General features: G+C 49.0%; 25 protein-coding genes, 1 tRNA gene and 1 riboswitch. Of the genes, 11 read left to right on the top strand and 15 right to left on the bottom strand.

What is annotated here, in order from left to right; translation table 11 throughout:
- Window positions 1-32: 32 nt before the first annotated feature.
- The 4 genes from lptF (at window position 33) to Q8K39_RS22580 (ending at window position 3,514) form a co-directional block, all read left to right on the top strand.
- On the top strand, window positions 33-1,166 hold the full coding sequence (gene lptF / locus Q8K39_RS22595) for an LPS export ABC transporter permease LptF (RefSeq protein WP_305263423.1): 1,134 nt from the start codon (window positions 33-35) through the stop codon (window positions 1,164-1,166).
- Window positions 1,163-2,296: an LPS export ABC transporter permease LptG gene (lptG, locus tag Q8K39_RS22590; RefSeq protein WP_305263422.1), complete on the top strand. Its 1,134-nt coding sequence runs from the start codon at window positions 1,163-1,165 to the stop codon at window positions 2,294-2,296. Before lptF ends, lptG begins: the two co-directional genes overlap by 4 nt.
- On the top strand, window positions 2,296-2,667 hold the full coding sequence (locus Q8K39_RS22585; protein WP_305263421.1) for a sirohydrochlorin chelatase: 372 nt from the start codon (window positions 2,296-2,298) through the stop codon (window positions 2,665-2,667). Before lptG ends, Q8K39_RS22585 begins: the two co-directional genes overlap by 1 nt.
- 79 nt (window positions 2,668-2,746) lie before the next feature.
- Window positions 2,747-3,514 (top strand): ABC transporter substrate-binding protein, encoded by a 768-nt coding sequence (locus Q8K39_RS22580; protein WP_305263420.1) that lies wholly within the window; start codon window positions 2,747-2,749, stop codon window positions 3,512-3,514.
- Window positions 3,515-3,532: 18 nt separating this feature from the next.
- Here Q8K39_RS22580 and cobA read toward each other — a convergent pair whose 3' ends face one another.
- From cobA to Q8K39_RS22545, 7 genes are read right to left on the bottom strand one after another with little or no spacing between them, the layout of a single operon-like run.
- A complete protein-coding gene (cobA, locus tag Q8K39_RS22575; RefSeq protein ID WP_305263419.1) occupies window positions 3,533-4,255 on the bottom strand; it encodes a uroporphyrinogen-III C-methyltransferase in 723 nt (240 codons plus the stop codon).
- Window positions 4,256-4,258: 3 nt separating this feature from the next.
- Complete coding sequence (locus Q8K39_RS22570; protein WP_305263418.1) at window positions 4,259-5,575, bottom strand: sulfate adenylyltransferase subunit 1; 1,317 nt, start codon at window positions 5,573-5,575, stop codon at window positions 4,259-4,261.
- On the bottom strand, window positions 5,575-6,510 hold the full coding sequence (gene cysD, locus Q8K39_RS22565) for a sulfate adenylyltransferase subunit CysD (RefSeq protein ID WP_162041759.1): 936 nt from the start codon (window positions 6,508-6,510) through the stop codon (window positions 5,575-5,577). The genes Q8K39_RS22570 and cysD overlap by 1 nt, the downstream gene beginning before the upstream one ends.
- A gap of 12 nt (window positions 6,511-6,522) precedes the next feature.
- On the bottom strand, window positions 6,523-7,236 hold the full coding sequence (locus Q8K39_RS22560) for a phosphoadenylyl-sulfate reductase (protein WP_305263417.1): 714 nt from the start codon (window positions 7,234-7,236) through the stop codon (window positions 6,523-6,525).
- Window positions 7,233-7,754, bottom strand: a complete 522-nt coding sequence (locus Q8K39_RS22555; protein ID WP_186951769.1) for a DUF934 domain-containing protein — start codon at window positions 7,752-7,754, stop codon at window positions 7,233-7,235. Before Q8K39_RS22555 ends, Q8K39_RS22560 begins: the two co-directional genes overlap by 4 nt.
- Window positions 7,755-7,771: 17 nt before the next feature.
- Window positions 7,772-9,478, bottom strand: a complete 1,707-nt coding sequence (locus Q8K39_RS22550) for a nitrite/sulfite reductase (RefSeq protein WP_305263416.1) — start codon at window positions 9,476-9,478, stop codon at window positions 7,772-7,774.
- Between the two features lie 49 nt (window positions 9,479-9,527).
- Entirely contained in the window at window positions 9,528-10,301 is a 774-nt protein-coding gene (locus Q8K39_RS22545) for a sulfite exporter TauE/SafE family protein (protein ID WP_186951767.1), read from the bottom strand.
- Window positions 10,302-10,840: 539 nt separating this feature from the next.
- Window positions 10,841-11,032: riboswitch (FMN riboswitch) on the top strand.
- Window positions 11,033-11,140: 108 nt separating this feature from the next.
- Between Q8K39_RS22545 and ribB the strand changes: the two genes are divergently transcribed.
- The 3 genes from ribB (at window position 11,141) to Q8K39_RS22530 (ending at window position 13,331) form a co-directional block, all read left to right on the top strand.
- Window positions 11,141-11,833 (top strand): 3,4-dihydroxy-2-butanone-4-phosphate synthase, encoded by a 693-nt coding sequence (gene ribB, locus Q8K39_RS22540; protein WP_305263415.1) that lies wholly within the window; start codon window positions 11,141-11,143, stop codon window positions 11,831-11,833.
- Between the two features lie 45 nt (window positions 11,834-11,878).
- Window positions 11,879-12,082 carry a hypothetical protein gene (locus Q8K39_RS22535; RefSeq protein ID WP_222616377.1) on the top strand — a complete coding sequence of 68 codons (204 nt, stop codon included), beginning with the start codon at window positions 11,879-11,881 and terminating at the stop codon, window positions 12,080-12,082.
- 325 nt (window positions 12,083-12,407) lie between these two features.
- Window positions 12,408-13,331, top strand: coding sequence for a methyltransferase domain-containing protein (locus Q8K39_RS22530; protein WP_186951764.1), 924 nt, complete (start codon window positions 12,408-12,410; stop codon window positions 13,329-13,331).
- A gap of 123 nt (window positions 13,332-13,454) precedes the next feature.
- Here the strand turns inward: Q8K39_RS22530 and yiaA are convergent, their stop codons facing one another.
- Window positions 13,455-13,898 carry an inner membrane protein YiaA gene (gene yiaA, locus Q8K39_RS22525; protein ID WP_305263414.1) on the bottom strand — a complete coding sequence of 148 codons (444 nt, stop codon included), beginning with the start codon at window positions 13,896-13,898 and terminating at the stop codon, window positions 13,455-13,457.
- A 354-nt stretch (window positions 13,899-14,252) separates the two neighbouring features.
- Between yiaA and Q8K39_RS22520 the strand changes: the two genes are divergently transcribed.
- Window positions 14,253-15,104: a peptidylprolyl isomerase gene (locus tag Q8K39_RS22520; RefSeq protein WP_305263413.1), complete on the top strand. Its 852-nt coding sequence runs from the start codon at window positions 14,253-14,255 to the stop codon at window positions 15,102-15,104.
- Between the two features lie 51 nt (window positions 15,105-15,155).
- Here Q8K39_RS22520 and Q8K39_RS22515 read toward each other — a convergent pair whose 3' ends face one another.
- The 5 genes from Q8K39_RS22515 to aat form a co-directional block, all read right to left on the bottom strand.
- Window positions 15,156-15,488 (bottom strand): hypothetical protein, encoded by a 333-nt coding sequence (locus Q8K39_RS22515; RefSeq protein WP_305263412.1) that lies wholly within the window; start codon window positions 15,486-15,488, stop codon window positions 15,156-15,158.
- A 116-nt stretch (window positions 15,489-15,604) separates the two neighbouring features.
- Complete coding sequence (locus tag Q8K39_RS22510) at window positions 15,605-16,648, bottom strand: aldo/keto reductase (RefSeq protein ID WP_186951760.1); 1,044 nt, start codon at window positions 16,646-16,648, stop codon at window positions 15,605-15,607.
- Between the two features lie 15 nt (window positions 16,649-16,663).
- Window positions 16,664-17,710, bottom strand: coding sequence for a quinone-dependent dihydroorotate dehydrogenase (locus tag Q8K39_RS22505; protein WP_305263411.1), 1,047 nt, complete (start codon window positions 17,708-17,710; stop codon window positions 16,664-16,666).
- 61 nt (window positions 17,711-17,771) lie between these two features.
- Window positions 17,772-18,503, bottom strand: a complete 732-nt coding sequence (locus Q8K39_RS22500; protein ID WP_186951758.1) for an arginyltransferase — start codon at window positions 18,501-18,503, stop codon at window positions 17,772-17,774.
- Window positions 18,500-19,216, bottom strand: a complete 717-nt coding sequence (aat, locus tag Q8K39_RS22495) for a leucyl/phenylalanyl-tRNA--protein transferase (RefSeq protein WP_305263410.1) — start codon at window positions 19,214-19,216, stop codon at window positions 18,500-18,502. The genes Q8K39_RS22500 and aat overlap by 4 nt, the downstream gene beginning before the upstream one ends.
- Before the next feature lie 187 nt (window positions 19,217-19,403).
- Here aat and Q8K39_RS22490 point away from each other — a divergent pair, with 187 nt between their 5' ends.
- Window positions 19,404-20,606: an ammonium transporter gene (locus Q8K39_RS22490; protein ID WP_305263409.1), complete on the top strand. Its 1,203-nt coding sequence runs from the start codon at window positions 19,404-19,406 to the stop codon at window positions 20,604-20,606.
- A 78-nt stretch (window positions 20,607-20,684) separates the two neighbouring features.
- On the opposite strand, the gene Q8K39_RS22485 is transcribed toward Q8K39_RS22490, so the two are convergent.
- Window positions 20,685-21,254 carry an NUDIX hydrolase gene (locus Q8K39_RS22485; RefSeq protein ID WP_305263408.1) on the bottom strand — a complete coding sequence of 190 codons (570 nt, stop codon included), beginning with the start codon at window positions 21,252-21,254 and terminating at the stop codon, window positions 20,685-20,687.
- Between the two features lie 128 nt (window positions 21,255-21,382).
- On the opposite strand from Q8K39_RS22485, the gene Q8K39_RS22480 reads away from it, so the two are divergent.
- Together Q8K39_RS22480 and Q8K39_RS22475 are read left to right on the top strand one after the other, a co-directional pair.
- A tRNA-Met gene (locus Q8K39_RS22480) sits at window positions 21,383-21,459 on the top strand.
- Between the two features lie 296 nt (window positions 21,460-21,755).
- Window positions 21,756-22,991 (top strand): acyltransferase, encoded by a 1,236-nt coding sequence (locus Q8K39_RS22475; RefSeq protein WP_305263407.1) that lies wholly within the window; start codon window positions 21,756-21,758, stop codon window positions 22,989-22,991.
- A 210-nt stretch (window positions 22,992-23,201) separates the two neighbouring features.
- On the opposite strand, the gene Q8K39_RS22470 is transcribed toward Q8K39_RS22475, so the two are convergent.
- A complete protein-coding gene (locus tag Q8K39_RS22470; protein WP_305263406.1) occupies window positions 23,202-23,537 on the bottom strand; it encodes a hypothetical protein in 336 nt (111 codons plus the stop codon).
- Window positions 23,538-23,619 lie beyond the last annotated feature (82 nt).

The following is a 23,619-nucleotide window of genomic DNA, read 5'->3' as shown; positions in this document are numbered from 1 at the left end:
AGTCTCGTAAAACAGACATTATAATCCTACTCATGATTTTTCAGCGCGCGCTTCGACGTGAATTAAACAGTGCCGCAGGCGCAGTCTTCACAACTCTGTTCACCATCACGATTTCCGTGATGCTTATTAAAATCCTTGGAAATGCGGCAGGAGGCAAAGTTGCGTCTGCTGATGTGGTCGCTCTGATAGGCTTCACGGCATTGATGAATATGCATATATTGCTGCTGCTGACCGGTTTTATATCGGTCTTGTTGGTAGTGACGCGTAGTTATCAGGATTCTGAAATGGTGGTCTGGTTTGCTTCAGGCCTGAGCCTGACACAATGGATATCCCCTGTATTGCGCTTTGGTGGCCCTCTCATCATACTCACAGGTTTGTTGAGTTTTATCGTCACTCCCTGGGCCAATCAGCAAAACGTGGAATTTCGTGAACGGTTCGAAAAACGTTCGGATATTGCCAAGGTTGCACCGGGTAAGTTCCAGGAGTCTGCCTCATCTGATCGCATTTTCTTTGTGGAAGAAGTGGCTGGTGACCTCAGTAAAGTACAAAATATTTTCATTAATACCTATAAAGACGGTCGTTCCAGCATCGTCGTTGCACGGGAAGGCATGGTCGAAATCGACAAGGCAGGTGACAAGTTTCTGGTCATGAGCAAGGGACGGCGGTATGATGGTTTGCCAACAGCGCCTGATTTCCAGATGATGCAGTTTGAGAAATACGGGGTGCTGGTGTCCAGCCAGAATGCCAGCGTGACTGGTGACAAGTCTGCCAAGTCCATGCCATTGACGGCTTTGGTAGAAAATCTTGATAGCACCAAGTTAGGTGAATTGCTGTGGCGCATTTCCCTGCCGGTCATGTGTGCGGTGTTATTGTTGTTGGCGATCCCTTTGGGTTATGTCAATCCACGTGTAGGTCGTTCAGCCAATTTGATCGTCGCCTTGTTGCTGGTCGTGATTTATCTATCTGTGACAAACATCCTGCAGGCTCTGGTAGTGCAGGAACGCAGCAGTTTTGCCATGGCATGGTGGCCACATCATTTATTCGTGGCTTTAATGACTCTCAGCATGTTTTTATGGCGTTTGAAAGTAAATAGCCGCTGGCATCCTTTGATATTGTGGTCACGCTGCAAATCGAGTTTCCGCGCTAAGGAAAAGTGTTCAGCATGAAAATTTTACAAAGATATTTTGGCGTTGAAATTCTGCGCGCCGTTCTGTTTGTCATGTTGGCTTTGTTGGCTTTGTTCTCTTTCTTTGACCTGGTCAGTGAATTGCAGTCTTCAGTCAACAAAGGTGGTTATCAGCTCAAACATGCCGTGCTGTATGTGTTTCTGGGCTGGCCTGGGTATATCTATGAGTTCATGCCTATCGCAGTCCTGATAGGGACGATTTATGTGTTGGCGCAATTTGCTTCCAATTCTGAATTTACCATCATGCGCGCCTCCAGCATGTCTACCATGATGGCTGGTATGATCTTGGTGAAGATAGGCATGGTTTTCGTGGTGTTGACATTTTTGTTTGGTGAAGTCATTTCGCCCATCTCCAGCAAGCTGGCGGAAAAAATGAAACTCAGTGCCATAGGAGAATCGCTGGCGCAGGAATTTCGTACTGGCCTGTGGACCAAGGATCTGGTACGTGAAAACGGTTTGACTGGTGATGTCATAGGCTCGCGCTTTTTGAACGTCAAAGAGGTTTTGCCTAATCGTCATTTGAAGAGTGTCAAAATATTTGAATTTGATAAGAACTTTCATTTGTCGCGAGAAATGACCGCGACTGGTGCCGAGTACCTGGGTAACAACACGTGGCGCTTATCCGATGTCATAGAAACCTCTTTTCCCAAAACGCTCACGAGTGAAGATATCGCTGCGGTTAAGAGCCAGAAGCTGGCAAGCCGTGATGTCGTTTCAGAGGTCACGCCAGATATTTTATCCGTGCTGTTTGCAGATCCTGATCGTATGTCAGCAACTGATCTGGCTGCATTTACCAAGCACCTTGCCGACAATAAACAGGATAGTGAACGTTATGAAATTGCCTTCTGGAAAAAGGTTACCTACCCGTTTGCTGTGCTTGTCATGATGGCATTGGCCTTGCCATTTGCTTATCTGCATGTACGTAGTGGCGGTGTCAGTTTCAAAATTTTCAGCGGGATCATGATAGGCATGGTGTTTTATCTCACCAACGCCCTTTTTTCACATGTAGGTTTGCTCAACACCTGGCCGGCGCCGGTGACCGCACTGGTGCCCAGCGTCTTGTTTTTGGTGATCGCTTCGTTAGGTTTGCGTTATGTTGAAAGAAATTGATGGCAAATAAATCCGCCTTAATCCTGTTTGCTCATGGTGCCCGCGATCCGCGCTGGGCCACCCCTTTTCAGCGCTTGCAGGCGATGACACAGGCCAGCTTGCCGGATGTTACCGTGGCACTCGCTTTTTTGGAGTTCATGACACCTTCCTTGCCAGAGTTGGCTGCGCAACTGGTTGCTGATGGTTGTGAGAACATTACGCTTGCACCAGTGTTTCTGGGGCAGGGGGGGCATGTCCTGCGGGATTTGCCAGTGCTCGCAGAGGAAATTCGGGCAGCTCATCCAGGTTTGCAATTTAAGACTGTAAGTGCGGTGGGTGAAGATGAGGCTGTTTTGCAGGCCATACGCGACTATTGTTTGAAACTGTTGTAATACTCGAATGAATACGGGCAGAGTGCGAGTATTGAGATTACACTCTACAACAACACGGTTTTGGAATACTGATGAAAGTATGTCTCAACTGAAAAAAATGATCTCATTTGCTGTGCTGGCTCTGCTGGTTGCATTGTCGACAATGCCTGCGTACGCTGGACAGGTACTGGTCGTTGGCACCGAATTTGCCAACGTATTTGAGCGCAACCCAAGCGGTGAATTTACGGGCCTGGGTGCCGACATTGTTCGTATGCTGGCCAGGCAAAATGGCGATGAAGTCAAATTCGAAATCTACCCTTGGGCCAGAGCCCAGTGGATGGTTGAAAATGAGCAGGCACATATACTAATAGGCCCTTACAAGACGCCAGAAAGAGAAGCCAAATACGTCTTTGCCAAACGTGCTTTTTATCGCGATGTTATGGCCTTATACATACGTAAGGGTTCAGATGTAAGTTGGGACGGTAATTATGCAAGTTTGCATGGTCCTCGTCTTGGTGTCATCAACGGCTGGGTATATGGATCACAGTTTGAAAGCCAGCGTTCTACCATCAAGCCTGTTGTAGCCAACACCTTGACCAATGGTTTGAACATGCTGATGGCAAAGCGGGTGGATTTCCTTGCTACCAATATGCGTAATACTGAAGCCATCATCAAGACCATGGGCATCAGCAATGAGATGCAAATGATAGAGCCCTTCATGGATATGCAGGATGGCTATTTGGCCTACTGCAAAAATGCTAGTTGCGAGAATTTGCGCCTTCGCTACGACGAATTGTACGAACAATTAAGGGATGGTGGTGCCTTGCAATTAATGGCACGCAGGCTAGGAGTGAGGTTGCCTCCGTAATTTCTCCAGACCATCGTCTTAGGGTAGCTTGGCAGTGCGTTTCCGCATTGCTTCACCCATCATCACCAACACTGGTCCTGTACTGATAGGCAAGCCTTTGGATAATTCTCCCAAACTCAAAGCCTGACTGCATTCATTGGGGCGACTGCAATTTTCTATGATGATCACAGGTAAGTCGCCTGGAAAGTTGGCCGCCAGCATGCGCTGAGCCGTCAGCGTGGCTTCTCTGCCGCCCATATACTGCACCAGTGTATCGCATTCAGGTATGCGGGTATCAGCGCTTTCGCCTGGGGCTGTACTTGAGGTGAACAGGGCAACGCTGCGCGCCACTCCGCGCTTGGTCAACGGTTGCTGCACACTGGCTGCCGCTGCCAGTGCCGTTGTGATGCCGGGTACGATTTCATAGGCGATGCCTGCCGACTCGAGTGCAGTCAGCTCTTCGTCGGCACGGCCAAATAGCATGGGGTCACCACCTTTGAGCCTAACCACCACCGCATATTGCGCCGCACATTCCAGCATTTGCTGATTGATATGTTCTTGCGCAGCGGAGCGTTGTCCACTGCGTTTGCCAACTGAGATTTGGACTGCTTGCGGACACAGTTCCAGCATTTCTGCCGTGACCAGGGCGTCATATAAGACCACGTCTGCCTGTGCGAGCAGGCGGGCACCACGTACTGTAATCAGGTCGGCGGCACCCGGGCCTGCGCCTATCAGATAAACCTTGCCCGGAGTTTGTTGCATAACTCAGACCAGATGTATCATGCCGGCTGCCACGGTCTGATGTGTTACTTCATCAATGAGAATGAACGCACCAGTAGAGCGCAAATCTTTATAGTCATCAACTGCCAGCGCCTGAGCTACATTCAAGGTGACAGTGGCGATATCATTGAGCTTGAGGACGTCGGCAGGGCTGCGCTCTTGCGTATTGATATCTAGCAGGGTATCAATGCCAGTGACTCTTGCAGCGACTTGTCTGGTGGTATGCTTGAGCCAGTATTTGCGACGGATATCCAGTGCATCTTCTGACAGCCAGCACAAATCAGCTTTCACGGTTTTCAACAGGGTAGCCGGGCGGTCTGCGCCTACCAGCATATCGCCGCGTGAAATATCGACATACTCATCCAGCAAGATCGTCACTGACTGACCGACAACGGCAGTATCCAGCGAAGTATCCAGCGTTAAAATATCTTTGACCGTGGCAGTCTGGCCGCCAGGTTGCACCAGCAGTTTATCGCCCTTGCTGACCTTGCCTGCCTCAATACGGCCCATATAGCCTCGGAAGTCATTCGCTTCATGACCATTGTGGCGAGCTACCAGTTGCACCGGGAAGCGGAAAGGTTCGTCATGGCAGGCGTCATACACGCTTAATGACTCCAGCAGTTCGATCAAGGTTGGGCCTTTGTACCATGCCAGTTTTTCGCTTGCAGTCACCACATTATCACCCGCCAGGGCAGACAGCGGGATAGGGCGTATGTCTTTCAGGCCCAGTTGATCAGCAAACTCCTGGTAGGCGCCAATGATGCGCTCATATACCGTCTGGTCGTAGTTCACAAGATCCATCTTGTTGACAGCGACGATCACATGTTCAATCTGCAGCAAATGGGCAATGGTGGAATGACGTTTGGTTTGCGTCAGCAAATCTACACTACCATCATCATTGAGTTTGACCTTGGACACGTCGATCAAAATGATGACTGCATCGGCAGTCGATGCACCAGTCACCATATTGCGCGTGTATTGTTCATGGCCAGGTGTATCGGCGATGATGAACTTGCGTTTTGGTGTCGCGAAGTAGCGATAGGCCACGTCAATAGTGATGCCTTGTTCGCGTTCTGCTTCCAGTCCATCCGTCAGCAGGGACAAGTCTATGGTGTCACCAACGGTGCGCTTGTGCTTGGCGCGTGAAATGGCATCAAGCTGGTCCGCAAAAATACCCTTGCTGTCAAACAGCAGGCGACCGATCAAAGTGCTCTTGCCATCATCCACTGAACCCGCCGTGATGAAGCGCAACAGGCCACGTTCTCTACCAACGGCGGCAGTCAATTGTTCTACGGCGTTCATTAGAAATATCCTTCTTTTTTACGTTTTTCCATCGATGCTTCTGATGTCTGGTCATCCATGCGTGTGGCGCCACGTTCTGTAATCTGGGTAATCGCTGTCTCAGCGATGATGGCTTCTACTGTTGCGGCGTCAGACGATACTGGGCAGGTGCAGGAGATATCACCAACGGTACGGAAGCGGACAACCTGCGTCTCTACCGTTTCACCATCACGTGGCGGCGTCAGGTCAGTCAGTGGCACCAGCAAGCCATTGCGTGGTATGACCTGGCGTTCATGGGCAAAATAAATCTGTGGCAATTCCAGTTTTTCACGGGCGATGTATTGCCATACGTCGAGCTCGGTCCAGTTCGAGATAGGGAAGACGCGCATGTTTTCGCCAGCGTGGACGCGGGTGTTATACAGGTCCCACAGTTCAGGGCGCTGTGCTTTCGGGTTCCATTGACCAAATTCATCACGGAAAGAGAATATTCTCTCCTTGGCGCGGGCTTTTTCTTCATCGCGACGGGCACCGCCTATGCAGGCATCGAACTTATGCTCTGCGATAGTTTCCAGCAAGGTCACGGCTTGTGCCGCATTGCGTGAGTCCGTTGCCGGGTTGCGCAGGCGTACTGTGCCACGGCGTATCGATTCTTCTACCGAACCAACGATGAGGCGTTCACCCAGTTGAGCAACCCGCTTGTCGCGAAAGGCGATGACTTCAGGGAAGTTATGGCCAGTATCAATATGCACCAGCGGGAAAGGGAATTTACCCGGGCGGAAAGCCTTTTCTGCCAGGCGCAGCAAGACGATAGAGTCTTTGCCGCCAGAAAACAGCAGGGCAGGGTTGCTGCATTCAGCCGCGACTTCGCGCATGATATGGATGGCTTCGGATTCCAGCCAATCCAGGTGGCGATTGCTCGCAGCATCAATAAAATGGTTTTCCACGACAGTATTCATGATTTTTCTTCTTCAGACAGCTTGTTTAATTCGGATCAGCTTGCCATCAACCACATGCAGGCCGCATTCCTTGGAATCGGGGTTTTCCCACCACCATCGCCCAGCCCTAACATCTTCACCTGGCTGTATCGCACGGGTGCAGGGTTCACAGCCTATCGATGGATATCCTTTGTCGTGCAAAGGATTGTAAGGCACATTGTTGCTTCTGAGATAGTGCCAGACATCATCTTCTGACCAATCTGCCAAAGGATTAAACTTTTGCAGACCATGTGTTGCATCATCTTCCTGTATCGCCAGTTCAGTACGGGTAGCAGACTGTGCGCGACGCTGGCCAGTTACCCAGGCCTTGTTGCCTGCCAGCGCACGTTTCAGCGGCTCTACCTTGCGTATGCGGCAGCATTCCTTGCGCATTTCCACGCTGTCGTAAAACGCATTCTTACCATGCTCGCTGACATAATTTTCTACAGCGGCAGCATCAGGCTTGAACAGCTTGATTTCTGTGCCATAGGTTTCTTTGACTTTATCGAGCATGCCCAGTGTTTCTGCATGCAGGCGTCCGGTTTCCAGCGAGAAAATCGTGATATTCAATTTCTTGCGCAAAATCAGGTCAGTCAACACCATGTCTTCTGCCGCCAGGCTGGAAGCAAATACCGCTGGCTCAAAGTCGTCAGCGATTCTTTCCAATATAGCCTGAGTTGCGGCAAGGCGCTCCAGAAAATCACTCATGCTTCAGCCCCTGTGCGCTCTGCGCGGCGGAACAAGGGGTTTTTCTCATCCCAGGAAGTCTGGTATTTTTCAGAAAAATCAGTCAGACCTTTGATTGCATCTTGGATATTCTTGTCTTCCCGTGTGGCAAAGGCATTGAAACCGACGCGCTGCATGTAAAACAACTGGTCGCGCAAGACATCACCGATGGCGCGCAATTCGCCAGTGAAATTAAGGCGTGAGCGCAGGTTATAGGCAATTGAATAGCCACGGCCATCTGCGAATTTAGGGAAGTCGACTGCCAGCAGGCTAAAGCGGCTGATATCTTCTTTCAATTCTTTTGCCTGCTCATCGCTGCTGAACCAGACGGCGATGTCAGTACGGTTCAACAGGCTTTCACGTTGCAGCAACCATACCTTCAAGGGGATGATGACTTTGCCTGTGGGTACACTTACAGCGTCTGGTGTTTCATTCTCTGTCAGGCGCAATACTGTCCAGTCGTCGGCTACGATGGCTTTGTCTTTAATAATTTCTCGCATGATGCACTTTCTTAATTTCAGTAGCTGACAGCTGTACCGGCGTCTTCGCCATGATGCTCATTGGTACGTATCGGCGTTGCATACACAAATTCTTTGAATGGCGCGATACCCAGGCGCTGTGCCGTATCGATGAAGCGCTCATTTTCCAGGCGGTCACGCACATATACTTGAATGATGCGGTCTATCACTTCCGGCATTTGTCCGGCAGCAAAAGACGGGCCTATGATCTTGCCTATGGCTGCGCTATTACCTTGCGCGCCACCGATCGACACCTGGTAAAACTCGCTGCCATCTTTGTCCACACCCAGAATGCCGATATTACCGACATGGTGGTGGCCGCAGGCATTGATACAGCCAGACATATTCAATTCTATGTCGCCGATATCATGCAAGTAATCAAGGTCGTTGAAGCGGTCGGTGATATCCAGCGCGATAGGGATGGATTTGGCATTGGCCAGTGCGCAGAAATCACCGCCTGGGCAGCAGATCATGTCGGTCAGTAAACCGATATTCGGTGTCGCCAGACCATGGGCCTTGGCTTCTTGCCAGACGGTGAACAAGTCTGCGACTTTGACATCTGCCAACACCAGGTTTTGCTCATGTGTGACGCGCAATTCACCAAAGCTGTATTGATCAGCCAGGTTGGCAATAAAGTCCAGTTGTTCAGAACTGGCATCACCCGGTGGCACACCTGGTTTTTTCAGCGACAACACCACAGCGACATAGCCAGCCACTTTATGTGGTTTGACATTGCGTTTGACCCAGTTGGCAAAGGATTTATTGTCTTGCAAATGCTGTTCATAAGCGGCATCTTGCGCAGGCAGGTTTTCATAGTCTGGCGTAGTGAAATAACTGGCGACGCGTTTCAATTCCGCTTCTGTCAAAGTGGCTGGGCCATCCTTGATATCTTGCCATTCTTCTTCAACCTGGCGGGCGAAGTCTTCAGCACCTATGGCTTTTACCAGAATCTTGATGCGTGCTTTATAGATATTGTCGCGGCGACCGTATTGGTTATAGATACGCAGTATCGCTTCCAGATAAGTCATGACATGCTGCCATGGCAAGAATTCGCGTATCACGCTACCCAGGATAGGGGTACGGCCCATGCCACCACCCACCATGACCTTAAAGCCGACTTCGCCAGCTTCATTGTGTACCACGGTCAGGCCAATATCATGCACTGCAATCGCGGCACGGTCTTCTTTGGCACCATTAATGGCGATCTTGAATTTACGCGGCAAATAGGCGAATTCAGGATGGAAGGTAGTCCATTGGCGTAGGATTTCTGCATAGGCACGTGGATCTATCACTTCATCGGCAGCGACGCCAGCAAATTCATCAGACGTAATATTGCGCATGCAATTGCCCGAAGTCTGGATAGCGTGCATTTCTACTGATGCCAGTTCTTCCAGTATGTCAGGTGTATCTTCCAGATTGATCCAGTTGTACTGGATATTCTGGCGGGTCGTAAAGTGACCATAGCCACGATCATATTTGCGGGCAATATGGGCAAACTTGCGTACCTGATTCGATGACAGCATGCCATAAGGCACTGCCACCCGCAGCATATAGGCATGACGTTGCATGTACAGACCGTTTTGCAGGCGCAAAATACGGAATTCATCCTCACTCAATTCATTCGAGAGTCGGCGGCTAACCTGGTCGCGGAATTGTGCAATACGTTCCTTGATGATTTGGTGATCGTGCTGGTCGTAACGATACATCTTTAATTACCCATAAAATGCGTGTGTAAGTACGCGATTGCAAACAGATTCAAAGAACTAGCTTGGCAGCAACCAAAGTCAGGGTGGTTGCCAACAGGCCACGTAAAAATTTCTCAGGTACGGCACGGGCGGCCAGGGAGCCCAAAGTAATACCAGGCAAAGAACCTATCAGCAGGCTGCCCAGCAAGACCCAGTCTATCGAACCCAGCCACCAGTGGCCGAAAGCAGCAATGGCTGTCAGAGGTACAGCATAGGCGATATCCGTACCGGCGATATGGGCGGCAGACATTCGTGGATACAGCATGACCAGCAAAGTCGCACCAATCGCACCGGCGCCGATGGATGAAATGGTCACCAGCGTTCCCAGTACTGCGCCAGAGATGAGCGTAGCAGCCGCCAGTTTTTTGCCTTGCAATTGTTTTTCTGGATGCTTGTTCAGCCAGTTCAGCATCTTGCCTTTAAACAGCAAGGCAACCACAGTGAGCAAGACAGAAATTGCAATGGAGTAACGTATGATCTGGCCAATTTCTTTATCCAGTGCACCAAAATTCTTGAGGAACAAGGTGGTAACTACAGCCGCTGGCAGGGCGCCGTAACACAGCAAGCGCACCACATGCCATTCAACCGTGCCGCGCAATCTATGGGTAAAAGTACCTGCGGCCTTGGTAATCGATGCAAAGGCGAGATCGGTGCCCACCGCCACTGTTGGTGATACACCAAACATCAGAGTAAGCAGGGGGGTCATCAGCGAGCCACCACCTACACCGGTCAAACCGACCAGGGTGCCCACTGCAAATCCCGAAAATATATAGGTTAACGTCATATCGCCTCGCGCAAAGTAAGTGCATCGTAATGAATTCAGGCTTTATTCCAAACTACTTAGTATTCATTTGCTTATATACGTAATTGATATATGCAAAATCGCTGGACTGATATTGTCTTTAGTTTAATTCGTAAAATCAGAATAAATTATTTAAAATATAATTAATGCAAGAAAAATTGCACATTTGATATTTTTTTATCAATCATGGTGCCATGACAGGAATTTGTATTTCTGATCCGTAAATATGCTGGTGTGAAGAAGCTGGAAATGCCCTTGAAAATAAGAATAGATGTTGCTATGCAGAAATGCGATTTAAATCAGACAATATTTTTAACAATTCTTTTGTGGATATAAGTTTTCTGCATAAAGAAATATTTGCGGAGATGTATTTTTTCATTCTAAAGACCAAGCCTGATGATACTTATGGCATAAAGAAATCGTATTGTTTGAAATCTGGTAATGATTTAAGGGCTTTGAGCTTGCCCAAACAGTAATGTTATTTTTGCGTATAATTCATTTGCCGAATAACTCGGCAGGTTGTACGTCTTCAGGGCGGGGTGTAATTCCCCACCGGCGGTAAATGCACAGGATTGCTTTGGTAATTTTCGTGCACAAGCCCGCGAGCGCTTGCAGTAAAAACGGTTGCAGTAAGTTTGCAGCAGTTTGCAAGGTCAGCAGATCTGGTGTGATTCCAGGGCCGACGGTTATAGTCCGGATGAGAGAAGATGCGCCTTATGCAAAACTCCTATGGTGAAGACCATGGGCGTTTGCGTCTGGCTATTCGTTTTTTACTCCCTGAAACGTCTTTTGCACATTTTCTTTTGCCGGAGCGTTTCATTATGTTGAATACTATTAGTAATACTAGTACCACTGTTCCATCCCCTACTTCCGCTCAGCCGGAATTATTATCCCTTAGTCCTTTTGATCAGCGCCTGTCCAGGGCCTTGGCAGACCTGCGTAATGGCCGTCCTGTATTACTTATGGATGACTTTGACAGGGAAAATGAGGCAGACCTCATCGTCGCCGCCGAAAAAATCACGGTCGAATCCATGGCCAGGCTGATCCGCGATTGTAGTGGCATCGTCTGTCTGTGCCTGACAGATGACAGGCTGCAGCAACTCGATTTACCGCCAATGGTCAGCCACAATGAAAGCCGTTATGGCACAGCTTTCACGGTATCGATAGAAGCCAAGCAAGGCGTGACGACTGGTGTTTCTGCGGCTGACCGTGTCACCACTATCCTGACAGCTATCGCACCTGATGCCCAGCCTGAACACTTGGCACGCCCTGGTCATGTCTTCCCTTTGCGTGCCGCACCCGGCGGCGTACTCAGTCGACGAGGTCATACAGAAGGCTCGGTTGATCTGGCTACCATGGCGGGCTTATCACCAGCAGCTGTATTGTGTGAATTGATGAACCCGGACGGCAGTATGGCCAAAGGTGGGCAAATCTTAGAATATGCAGTGACGCACGATATCGTGATACTGACTATCGATGAACTTGCCAGCTACAGGGCATCAGCCGCAGTGTAGTATCCTTGAGCTATATTGATAAAAAGAGTGTTGAGGGTGATGACCATGAGCATATTCAGAAAGTTTTTGTTGCTGAGCATGTTATTAGTCGTCACTCTGAGTACTGCCGAGCCAGCATCCTGGTATAAATGGCGTAGTAAACTCAATGCCCATGTCACTTGTTCCCAGACTTCGCCAGGCGAGGGATGGGAGCAATTGGCGCAAGCTTATCTGGATGCCCGTTGCGAGCGGCCAAGGCAAGTCAGATAGATCACAATCAAACTCCTTCAACCCAGACCTGCTTCTCAAATTTTGTTACTTGTTTTTCAAAACAAGTATTGCGTATATTCGTTTCTTTGCATAAAGTTAATTTGCGGACATATTGCATGCGTCACTCTTTACTATAAGCAAGAATTGACGCAGATTCCTTATTCACCTCCGTGTTTCACTTCCTTATAACCTAAGGATAATCAGTTTCTTAGACCATGCGCTCGACAAATTGGAAAATTTGCGTGTTGTTGGCGAAAAAATTGACTGTCCTGTTGAAACTTCAGATGGCAGCCACATGATGAAACCAGGAAATGAAGGAGTGAACATGTTGATAGAACGTGAGGCAGAGAGCTGCTACCTCGGACAGTTTATCCCCCTGCAATACCATCACAATATGCTGATGGATTTGAATCGCATGGATAATTTCAAGGCGGCGATACGACGCCAGGTATTTGAAGGCGCAAAAGTCCTGGAGTTGGGTGGTGGGACTGGCGTACTTTCCTGGTTTGCAGCGCAGGCTGCGGCCAAAGTCTATTGCGTAGAATTCAATCCTGATATGGTCGATGAAGCGCGTCGCTTGCTGGCCATGAATCGCTACGGTGATAAAGTCGAAGTCATACACGCAGACGCTTTTGAATACTTGCCACCAGAACCTGTGGACATCGTTATTTGCGAAATGATACACGTGGCTATGCTGCGTGAAAAACAGGTAGAAGTCATAGAAAACTTTAAGAAACGCTATGTGGCAAAGTTTGGTGGTCCCTTGCCACTGTTCATTCCAGAAGCTGTTGTGATGGCAGTGCAGCCACTACAACAAACCTATGATTTTTCTGGCTACCAGGCACCGATCATTCAATTCCAGCAACCAGGTGCATTTTCTGCTGACACCGTCGAACTGGCACAACCAGCCTTGTACAGCATTATCGATTTTAGTCAGCCCAATGACATGCACATCAAATGGGAAGGCAGTTTTACAGTGGAAAAAGCGGGCACAGTCAGCGCCTTGCGTTTTGTGACCAAGAATATTCTGGCAGTGCTGATGGAATCTTCTTCCACCATAGACTGGCTGAATCACTATATGGCACTTCCACTGGCCCAGCCAGTGACCGTGAAGGAGGGGGATCTATTGCAGGTCAGCTTCCAATATCGTGCTGGTGCTTCTATTTCTTCATTGCAAAATGCCATGCGTGTAGAGGTGAAATCCACTGCAGCTGTACGTGCCGGGCATTTGTCGCTGGCTTATGGTTGACTAATTCTGTTGGGCAATAAAAAAGAGCCTATATTTGTTTGCTCAAATACAGGCTCTTTTGTTTAATGTCACGCAGATATGATGGTCACAAATTTGTCTGTGACTTGCTCATCGGCATGAGTCTCACTTCTTTTCATACTCATCATGCATGGGTATGGTATCGCCATCTGGCTTGAGCAAATTGATGTCACGAATATTTTTCTGTACCGCAACTGCAGCGAACAGGCTCAGCAAGAATGACATGGCAAAGAAGCCTTTTTCACTCCAGTCCAGTGTGGCATTGAATAAGCCTACACCCAGCAACAGGATGGATAAACCCAATGACAACCAGCACAAGCCAAAATAAATACCAGTGACGGGTATGCCTTCAAGCTTGTCGCGTACTGATTTTTGCAGGGATACGGCAGCAAATAAACCGTACATCAGTATGGTGAAGTAATAACCTTTTTCATTTAACTGCATCGCGGCATTCCAGACGCCTGCAAGATAGGTGCCTCCACCTATAAACAATGCTGCCCAGGATGCGCCTACAAATGCACCGGTTGGTGCTTGAAGTTGAGGTTTCAAACAAGGACTCCTTGATGTAAAAGATTGAAACAGGTTGTACCGGATTTGCCAGCTTTTTGCAATATTACAAATTAAAAAAACCAATAAATAAAGTCTTGTCTAAGATTGACTTAATTATGTAGATATATTTAAGGTATATGGACAAAGCTATGTCATTCGAGTAAGGTCTGCCATTCTTGCCGACGCGGCAATTGCTTATCAGAATTCTTTTTTGTGCTTGTTGATGCCTGCTAATGAAGCAGTTCTTAACTTTGTGAGCTTGTGCCACTTTAATGGAGTTAAATAATGTCTTTTCGTTTTACTGCAATATCATCTGGAATATCCTTGGCCTCGTGTGTGGCTTCAGGTTTGCTTTTGTCAGCCACAGCCCAGGCAGCGCAGGCGTCCAAGTTCAATCTTGGTGATCTCGTCAAAAATTCCAGTGCAACCGACTGGCGTCCTCTGAATCCTGAGAATACTCTGTATCTGGAATTGCCAAAGGGCCGTGTCGTGATAGAGTTGGCACCAGATTTTTCCCCTAATCATGCGCAAAACATCAAGGCATTGGTGAGAGAGGGTTATTTTGATGGATTGGCCATCGTGCGCTCACAAGAAAATTATGTCGCACAATGGGCTGACCCTGATGAAAAACGCAAGGTGAAAACTGCCAAGCGCAAACTTGATGGCGAATTTACTGTCAAATATGCCTCCAATCTGCCATTCACTCGGCTACCTGATGTTGATGGCTATGCGCCCCAAGCCGGGCATGCGAATGGCTTTCCTGCCGGACGTGACCCCAAGGCGGGTACTGCCTGGCTAGCCCATTGTTACGCCACTGTAGGCGTTGCTCGCGGCACTGAATCGAATAGTGGTGATGGCACATCCTTGTATGTGGTAACCGGCCATGCGCCAAGGCAGCTGGACAGAAATATCACCGTCGTTGGACGAGTCATGCAAGGCATGGAGTTGTTAACGACCCTGCCACGGGGCACTGGCCCATTGGGCTTTTATGAAAAAGCCGATGAACGTACGCCCATAAAGGCTATGAAAGTGGCCGTCGATGTGCCAGAAGCTGAACGAAGCAAGCTGGAAATCATACGCACTGATACAGTCACATTCAAGTCTATCGTCGATGCGCAACGAAACCGTGGCGGCGACTGGTACAAGGTGCCAGCGGGCCATATAGATCTGTGCAATGTACCATTGCCCGTACGTCCGCAAAAGTAAGTCGCAAACCTTGAGCGCGACCCTGTGAAATTTGGGCCTGCGCTCGGTGTGTCAGGTGTTGTCTGTGGATTGCTTTGCTTTTGCTGATAAGGTAGCGATATCAATGCCGTTTCTCATTGCTTCCAGACCAGGAGGCTCTGCATTAAACCAGAGCCAGCCAGTATCGGTTGCACCGTTATTGAGACACCACTGCTTGAATTCACCAGTGATGAAGACACTTGTAAATCCAATGGCAAGAACAAAGATCATGAAAGCGGCAGAATACAATGCCATGGTCAACAAGGAAGTATCGGGGAAGGCGCTGTGCGAAAAGATCATCAGCAATCCCATAATCAGCAGGATGCAGGCGCATAGCTTGAGAATAGTAATACGCAATTGGGACATCTCGGTTCTCCGGTGAAAGGATCAATAGGCATTTGCTGCAATTGCGCTTGCATTGTATGTCATGTAAAGACTTCTTGCCGGAATGGCGATTTTCTTAAGTTTCAACCACGATAGCATTACTGACCTGGGTTGCTAAGTTCTTCATGGATGCGGTTGATTCCTTGTAAGAGGTCGTCGTTGAGACCAACTTCCAGCGCGTCAATATTCTCTCTTAACTGGGTCAGGTTGGTAGCCCCGATGATGGTGCTGGCGACAAAACTGCGTGAATAACACCAGGCCAGTGCCAGTTGCGCTGGCGTCAACCCGTGTTCACGCGCCAGTGCTGCATAGGCTTTGCTGGCCTCAAATACGCTGGGACGCATATAGCGCGGGCTCCAGGTCGGCGGGAATATCGTCAGGCGGCCATGAGCTTTTGCATCATCAATATATTTGGCGGTAAGCTGTCCGAATGCCAGTGGGCTATACGCCAGCAAGCCTACGTTTTCGCGGAAACAGGTCTCATCCAGCCCCTGTTCAAATGCGCGGTTCACCAGGCTATAAGCATTTTGTATACTGGCGATGCGTGCGGTGCCTTGCAGTTCTGCCTGCTTGATAAATTCGCTGACACCCCAGGATGTTTCATTCGATACGCCAAAGGCGCGTATCTTGCCTTCCTTGACCAGGGCATTCAATACTGAAACTGTCTCGGCAATATCTGTGCAGGGTCTTTCCAAGGCTGGATCAAATTGTTTTTGTCCAAAGATGGGGGCGTTGCGGCTGGGCCAGTGCAATTGATACAGGTCGATGTAATCTGTTTGCAGACGTTGCAAGCTGGTTTCGACGGCGGCGCGAATATTTTTTTCATTCAAATCATTTTCGCCGTTGCGTATCCAGCCCATGCCACGAGAGGGGCCTGCAACTTTGGTTGCCAGCACAATCTCGCCGCGCTTGCCGGATTTTTTTATCCAGCTACCAATGTATTGTTCGGTCTTGCCTTGCGTAGCCGCACGCGGCATGACAGGGTACATTTCTGCCGTGTCGATAAAATTGATGCCGCGCTCCAGCGCATAATCAAGCTGCTCATGCGCTTCCGCCTCAGTGTTCTGTTCACCAAAAGTCATGGTGCCCAGGCAGATGGTGGATACATTCAACTGGCTATTGCCAAGTAAAATATTCTTCATGATGACAATGATAAATTATTTATGTCCGCGCAAAGCATCTGCGCAGTCTTTTACCAATGCGGGGCCTTGATAGATCAGGCCGGAATACACTTGCACCAGTGCCGCACCTGACTGCATTTTGGCCACGGCATCGGCACCTGAGAAAATCCCGCCCACGCCGATGATAGGTATTTCGTTGCCTAGTTCGGCTTTCAGGGCACGGATCACGCGGTTCGATAATTCAAACACGGGTTTGCCAGACAATCCGCCCGTTTCTTCTGCATGCGGCAAGCCCTGTACGGCATCGCGGGTGATGGTGGTATTGGTGGCAATGACACCATCTATCTTGTGACGCAACAAGGCTTCACCTATGGTCTTGATTTGTTCTGCATCAATATCAGGGGCAATCTTCAGTGCAATGGGGACATAACGCTTGTGTCCGTCGGCCAGCTTTTGCTGCGCTTCCTTCAGTTGCAATAGCAAAGCATCAAGCTCAGTCGCACCTTGCAACTGGCGCAGGTTCTTGGTGTTAGGGGAGGAGATATTCACCGTCACATAACTGGCATAAGGATAAACCTTGGTCAGGCAATGCAGATAATCTTCGGCAGCGTGTTCTATTGGAGTATCTGCATTCTTGCCTATGTTCAGGCCCAGCACACCTTGTTTGTCCTGGTAAAAGCGTGATGCCTGCACGTTTTTCACGAAGGCATCGACGCCGCCATTATTAAAACCCATGCGGTTGATAATCGCATCTGCCTGCGGCAGGCGGAACATGCGTGGCTTGGGGTTGCCAGCCTGCGCACGTGGCGTGACCGTGCCAATTTCTATGGAGCCAAAACCAATTGCAGCCAGACCATCAATATACGCACCATCCTTGTCCAGGCCAGCGGCTAGACCAACCGGATTGGGAAAGCGCACACCCATGACAGTGCGGGCATCCTCTGCTGGCTTTTTGGCTAGCAAACCACCCATACCCAGTTTGTTGACACGCTGCAGTGCAGGTAAAGTCAGGTGATGGGCATTTTCCGGATCCATGGCAAACAGGGCAGGGCGGATCAGGGAATAAAGAAGTTTCGCTGGCATGTAAATGTATGAAGAAGAAAAGTTGAAAATAAAAATTGATCGGCAGGCGAGAAGGGAGGCTTCACAGCTCCCGCAAAGTCTGCCAGCGCCCCTGCATCAAGGCATCAAGGGGGCGGAAATTGGTCTTGTAAGCCATCTTGGGGCTGGCAGCTATCCAGTAACCCAGATAGACATAGGGTAGCTTCAACAAGCGCGTTTGCTCTAACTGCCACAAGACATTGTAAGTACCATACGACGCAGTAGCATCATCCGGGTCATAAAAGGTATATACCGACGACAAGCCATCTGTCAGGACATCAATAATGCTGACCATGCGCAAGACATCTTTATCGTCCCTGAATTCAACCAGGCGGGTATTCACCCGGCTTTGCAGCAAGAATTGCGCATACTGGTCGCGGCTGTCATTGTCCATGCCGCCGCCAGAGTGGCGCTCACCCTGATAGCGCTGATATAGCTCATAGTGTTCATGCACATAACTCAAGCTGCTGACGCGTGCATGCAAGTTGCCATGTTTTTTCCAGGCCCGGCGCTGGCTGCGGTTGGTTTCAAATTCATTGACGCGCACGCGTACCGGTGTGCAAGCCTGGCAGTTATCGCAATGCGGTCGGTAAATGAAAATGCCGCTACGACGGAAACCACTCTTCACCAGCTCTGAATAGGCATCGGCATTAATCAGATGTGCAGGCGTTGCCACTTGCGAACGCGCCTGCAAACCTTCCAGATAACTGCAAGGGTAGGGCGCTGTTGCATAAAACTGTATGCTGGCGAAGGGGAGTTCGTTAAGCTGGGTCACGGGCTGATCTTGTTGGCTATGGTCCAATTGCTAATCGCTGGCAAGGCACTGGCATGTTCCACCCAGCGCAAAAATTCGGTTCTGCTGATCGCTTTTGCGCCCAGAGATGCCAAATGTGCCGTCTCTTGCTGGCAGTCTAACATTTTCACCCCATGTTCACGCAAGAAAAATACCAAGTGTGCCAAGGCTATTTTGGATGCATCCGTGACCCTGGCAAACATCGATTCACCATAAAACATGCGGCCTATGCAAACACCATAGGCACCACCCACCAGCTCTCCATCCAGCCATACTTCTGTGGAATGGGCATATCCCAGCTTATGCAAGTCACAATAACCCACGACGATATCTTCAGAAATCCAGGTGCCATGCTCTTCCCCGCGTGGCGCAGCACAGGCGCGCATGACATCTTCAAAGGCAGTATCAAAGCGCACTACCCAGCGCGGGTCTTTGCTGACCTGACGCAGGCGCTTCTTCAGACTGAGCGACAATTTGAAATCCTGCACCTGCAAGACCATGCGCGGGTCGGTAGACCACCACAAGATAGGTTGCCCATCAGAAAACCACGGGAAGATGCCATTCTTGTATGCATATAGCAGACGCTCTGCTGACAAATCAGCGCCTGCTGCCAGCAATCCCGCAGCCCCATCTTTTTCTGTCAGCGCTGTGCTGGGGTGGGGGAAGGGACTGTCAGTTTCCAGCCAGGGAATCACGCAGCCCCCATCATAGCTTGCACCAAAAAAACGCCATTTTTCAGTGCGTCAAACTTATTCATCAAATAATCATTTTTAAAAAATCGCATTAAATCAATCACTTATCACTTGCACTAAATTGGAATGCATTTTGCTTTATTAGTGCATCTTTGATTAAAATTTGCACTTATATTGGGAGACATTTCGCATGAATGCACAAAATAGCAGCGCGGACGCTTTGTTTATCTTGCTGGGCGCAATCATGATACTAGCAATGCATGCCGGTTTTGCGTTTTTAGAATTAGGCACCGTGCGCAAGAAAAACCAGGTCAATGCCCTGGTCAAGATACTGGTTGATTTTGCCGTATCCACTATCGCCTACTTCTTTGTCGGTTATACCATCGCTTACGGCGTACAGTTTTATTCTGGTGCTGAGGTGCTGGTTGCCAAAAATGGCTTTGAAATGGTCAAGTTCTTTTTCTTGCTGACCTTTGCCGCTGCCATTCCCGCCATTATCTCAGGCGGGATTGCCGAGCGGGCAAAATTTCACCCGCAACTGATCGCCACAGCCTTGCTTGTGGGTGTCTTGTATCCCTTCTTTGAAGGCATAGCCTGGAACCAGCGTTTTGGCATACAGGCATGGTTGAAGGCGATGTTCTCTGAAGAGTTTCACGACTTTGCCGGCTCCGTCGTCGTACATGCCTTTGGCGGCTGGGTCGCCTTGCCCGCCGTTTTGCTGCTGGGCGCACGCCGTGGTCGCTATATGAAAAACGGCGCAATTGCAGCCCACCCACCATCCAGCATTCCTTTCCTGGCGCTGGGTGCCTGGATACTTACTGTAGGCTGGTTTGGCTTCAACGTCATGAGCGCACAAACCATGGACAAGATGAATGGCCTGGTCGCCATGAATTCGCTGATGGCCATGGTAGGCGGTACGCTGGTTGCCTTCATCCTCGGCAAGAATGACCCAGGTTTCGTCTACAACGGCCCCCTGGCTGGCCTGGTTGCAGTTTGTGCAGGTTCTGACCTCATGCATCCCTTGGGTGCTTTAGTTACTGGTGGGATAGCAGGTGCCATCTTTGTCTGGATGTTCACCTGGACACAAAACAAATGGAAGGTAGATGATGTACTGGGCGTCTGGCCCCTGCATGGCCTGTGCGGTGCCTGGGGTGGCATAGCAGCGGGTATCTTCGGATTAAAGTCTTTGGGTGGCCTTGGTGGCGTCAGTTTCATGTCGCAATTGCTGGGCACCACCATGGGTGTTGCAATAGCCTTTGTCGGCGGCTATATCATCTACGCCAGCCTGAAAAAACTCATAGGCATACGCCTGGAGCCTGAAGAAGAATTTGATGGAGCAGATTTGGCTATACACAAAATCTCATCGACTGCAGAACGCGAAACCAGTTGGTAATGACGAAAAGAACGACGAAAAAAATGGGCGATTGAAAATGTCGCCCATTTTTTTGATGCAAGCCCAGCCAGTTTCATTTCAATCATGCAGCATGGGCTTGAAAATATCATGCTCATGCATCTTAAAGCGTCCGCCATCCTTGACCTTCGCCAGGTCTTCAAAGAAAAACTTCAGTGTATGGCTTATGGTAGGGAAGGCGATGTCATTCCAGGGGATTTGCTCTTCAGTGAATAATGCCACTTCCAGGCTCTCAACTCCCGCTGCGTAATTCAAATCCAGTAAGGTAGCGCGGTAAAACAAATGCACCTGATGTACATGCGGTACGTTCAATATAGAGAACAGCTCATGCAACTTGATGTTCGCACCAGCTTCTTCTTCAGTCTCACGTTGCGCAGCCTGCGCCGTGGTCTCATAATTTTCCATGAAGCCCGCAGGCAGGGTCCAGAAGCCCAGACGCGGTTCTATTGCGCGCTTGCACAATAATATTTTGGTGACACCATCTTCTTCCCATACGGGAATGGAGCCCACCACCATCTTCGGGTTTTGATAATGGATAGTGCCGCATGCCGGGCAAACAAAACGCTCACGGGTATCATCAACAGGGATTTGCAAGACCACCGGGGACGCGCATTCAGAACAGAATTTCATGGGCAAAAAGAGTCAAAATTGGCGAATCTGTAAAGTGTAACACCTGTCCGCAAAAGTGCGGCAAAAGTCCTATTCCCATAAAAGAATTGCGCGGAGCAGCAAAATCATGTATAGTTTCATTCTTCAGACGCGGGGTGGAGCAGTCTGGCAGCTCGTCGGGCTCATAACCCGAAGGTCGTAGGTTCAAATCCTGCCCCCGCAACCAAGTATTCAAGCCCTTGATTAGAAATGATCAAGGGCTTTTTGCTTTGCGCTGCGAGACTATCATTCTTGCTGCTGGAAATACCTGCGTGGATTGCTACTTACGCCATGCAGTAGTTTTCAAAAATAGACATGAATTTTGACGGGTGTTAAATCATTATGCCAATTCCTTGTAATTCTTTGCATCAAGCAGCCTGGCTGACGTTAAGACAGCAATTGTGGCCAGACGGCACAAGCGAGGAACATCTTGCTGACTAGGGCCAGGCCGACATTTTCCGGCAAAAACAATTTATACCTAATATGACATCAACAAAAAGCATAATTCCTGAAAGCCCTGCGATATCTGTTAATCGAATACATTTACCATTTCTCGACGGTATGCGTGCGCTGGCAGCCTTGTGGGTGATGTTGGGACATTCACATTTATTTGCATATGGCTGGCTAAATCATACTAATTCTTTGATGAAGCCCTTAAACGTATTTCTGTATTTGCATTTGGCCGTCGTCGTATTTTTGGTGTTATCAGGATTTTGCCTGGCTTTGCCAGTTGTCCAGAATGGCATTAGCTTAAGAGTGTCATCCCGCGAATTTTTGCAATCAAGAGCGCTCAGGATTTTGCCTCCTTATTTCGCTACTTTGATTCTGATCTTGATTGTAAATTATTTTTTCCCTATAGCCACGTGGGCACGTAATGCATCTGGACTGACTCCAACAATTTCATGGCAAGTTCTTGCTGTGAATTTCAGTTTGATGCAAGATTTTTTTCCGCAACTGAATACGATTAATGGACCATTCTGGAGTATTGCAACTGAATGGCATCTGTATATGCTTTTTCCTGTGCTGATACTGATTTTGCGCCGGTTCGGTGCATCGACGTTTCTGATTTTGGCTACCATTGTCGCCTGGGGGCTTACCTGGTTTGCTGAGCATCCACCAGTTTTTTTTCATGAGAATCAAATATCCATCCTCCATCCGCCGTATTTTATTTTTTTGTTTGCAATGGGAATCTTTGCCGCCTGGGTGGTTTATGGGCAGCAATCGCAATACAAGGTGCAAGAAAGAGGCTTGATATTTTCCGTTGTCGGCGGGTTATTCTTCGTCTACTTCTTGTACTTGCTTCAGAAATTCTCCATTTTTGATGCAAAAAGTGCTGGAGCATTCTTTGATAGGACCAAGGTGATAGATACCAGTTTTGCGGTCGTGGTTGCTGTGTGTCTGGCTGGGTTGGCAAGAACTTCTACGAGGAATTGGCTCAGGAGATTTCTTGAGCAAAAGCTACTCACAGGCATGGGAAAATTTTCTTATTCGCTTTACCTTGTTCATATCCCTATTTTTGCAACAGTCCACCACTACATCGAAGAAATGCATTTGCCTACAAATTTGCAGCACCTGCATTTCATTTTGCTCAGCGTCGCGGGAACTATCTTGTCGCTCGGGTTTGCGTGGGGATTTGCCAGAATTTTTGAAACTCGTTTATGGTTGAGGCCTATGTTGTGGTCGTCAGCATTGCGAGGAAAAAGTCTGACGCAAGGCTGAACTGGGGGGGCGATCAGTGCAGGACAATCGCACGTATGTCGAGCGTCAAAGAACCGATAATTAACTCCGGGTCATGTCTGCGAATATGCGGGGCTATTTGCATCTACACAGCTTATGGAGCTCAGCAGATCATGTGCATTCATGCGTGTGTGAACGGGTTGGGTTTAATGGGGTAGGTTGAAGCTAGAGTATCTGAAACGATGTCTTTAACTATTGCGATGAGCGTACAAACTTTAATGCGCTGTCTACATTGTCCGGACAATATTCATTCGAGCGAGGATGATTTCGTAGCCATTCGATGAAATGAACAAGGCAGGTGATCTGCTTTTGATTGCGGCTTGGAAGCCGCACTTTTGCATCATCTTGAAATTTCGGATCTGGTCTGAGACGGTAAATCATGGACTCGGTCTCAAGCGCGTTGTATTCAGCTTCCGGCTCGCCGGGCAAGAATGCGCAGAAACGACGGACAATGGTGTAGCTGGTCGGCGAAGCTTGCAGGGGATTCAAGGCAACAGCACATGGAGGCATGATTTTTTTGTGAGGCATGGGAATATAACCTCTACGCAAGGCAATCACAACATACGTGCAAATATGCTGCGCTATGCGCAGGCATGAGTTGGCGAGATCG

Origin of the sequence: Undibacterium sp., from assembly GCF_030683615.1 — a bacterium.
Classification (GTDB): domain Bacteria; phylum Pseudomonadota; class Gammaproteobacteria; order Burkholderiales; family Burkholderiaceae_D; genus Undibacterium; species Undibacterium umbellatum.
This window is presented reverse-complemented; position numbering and strand designations above follow the sequence as displayed.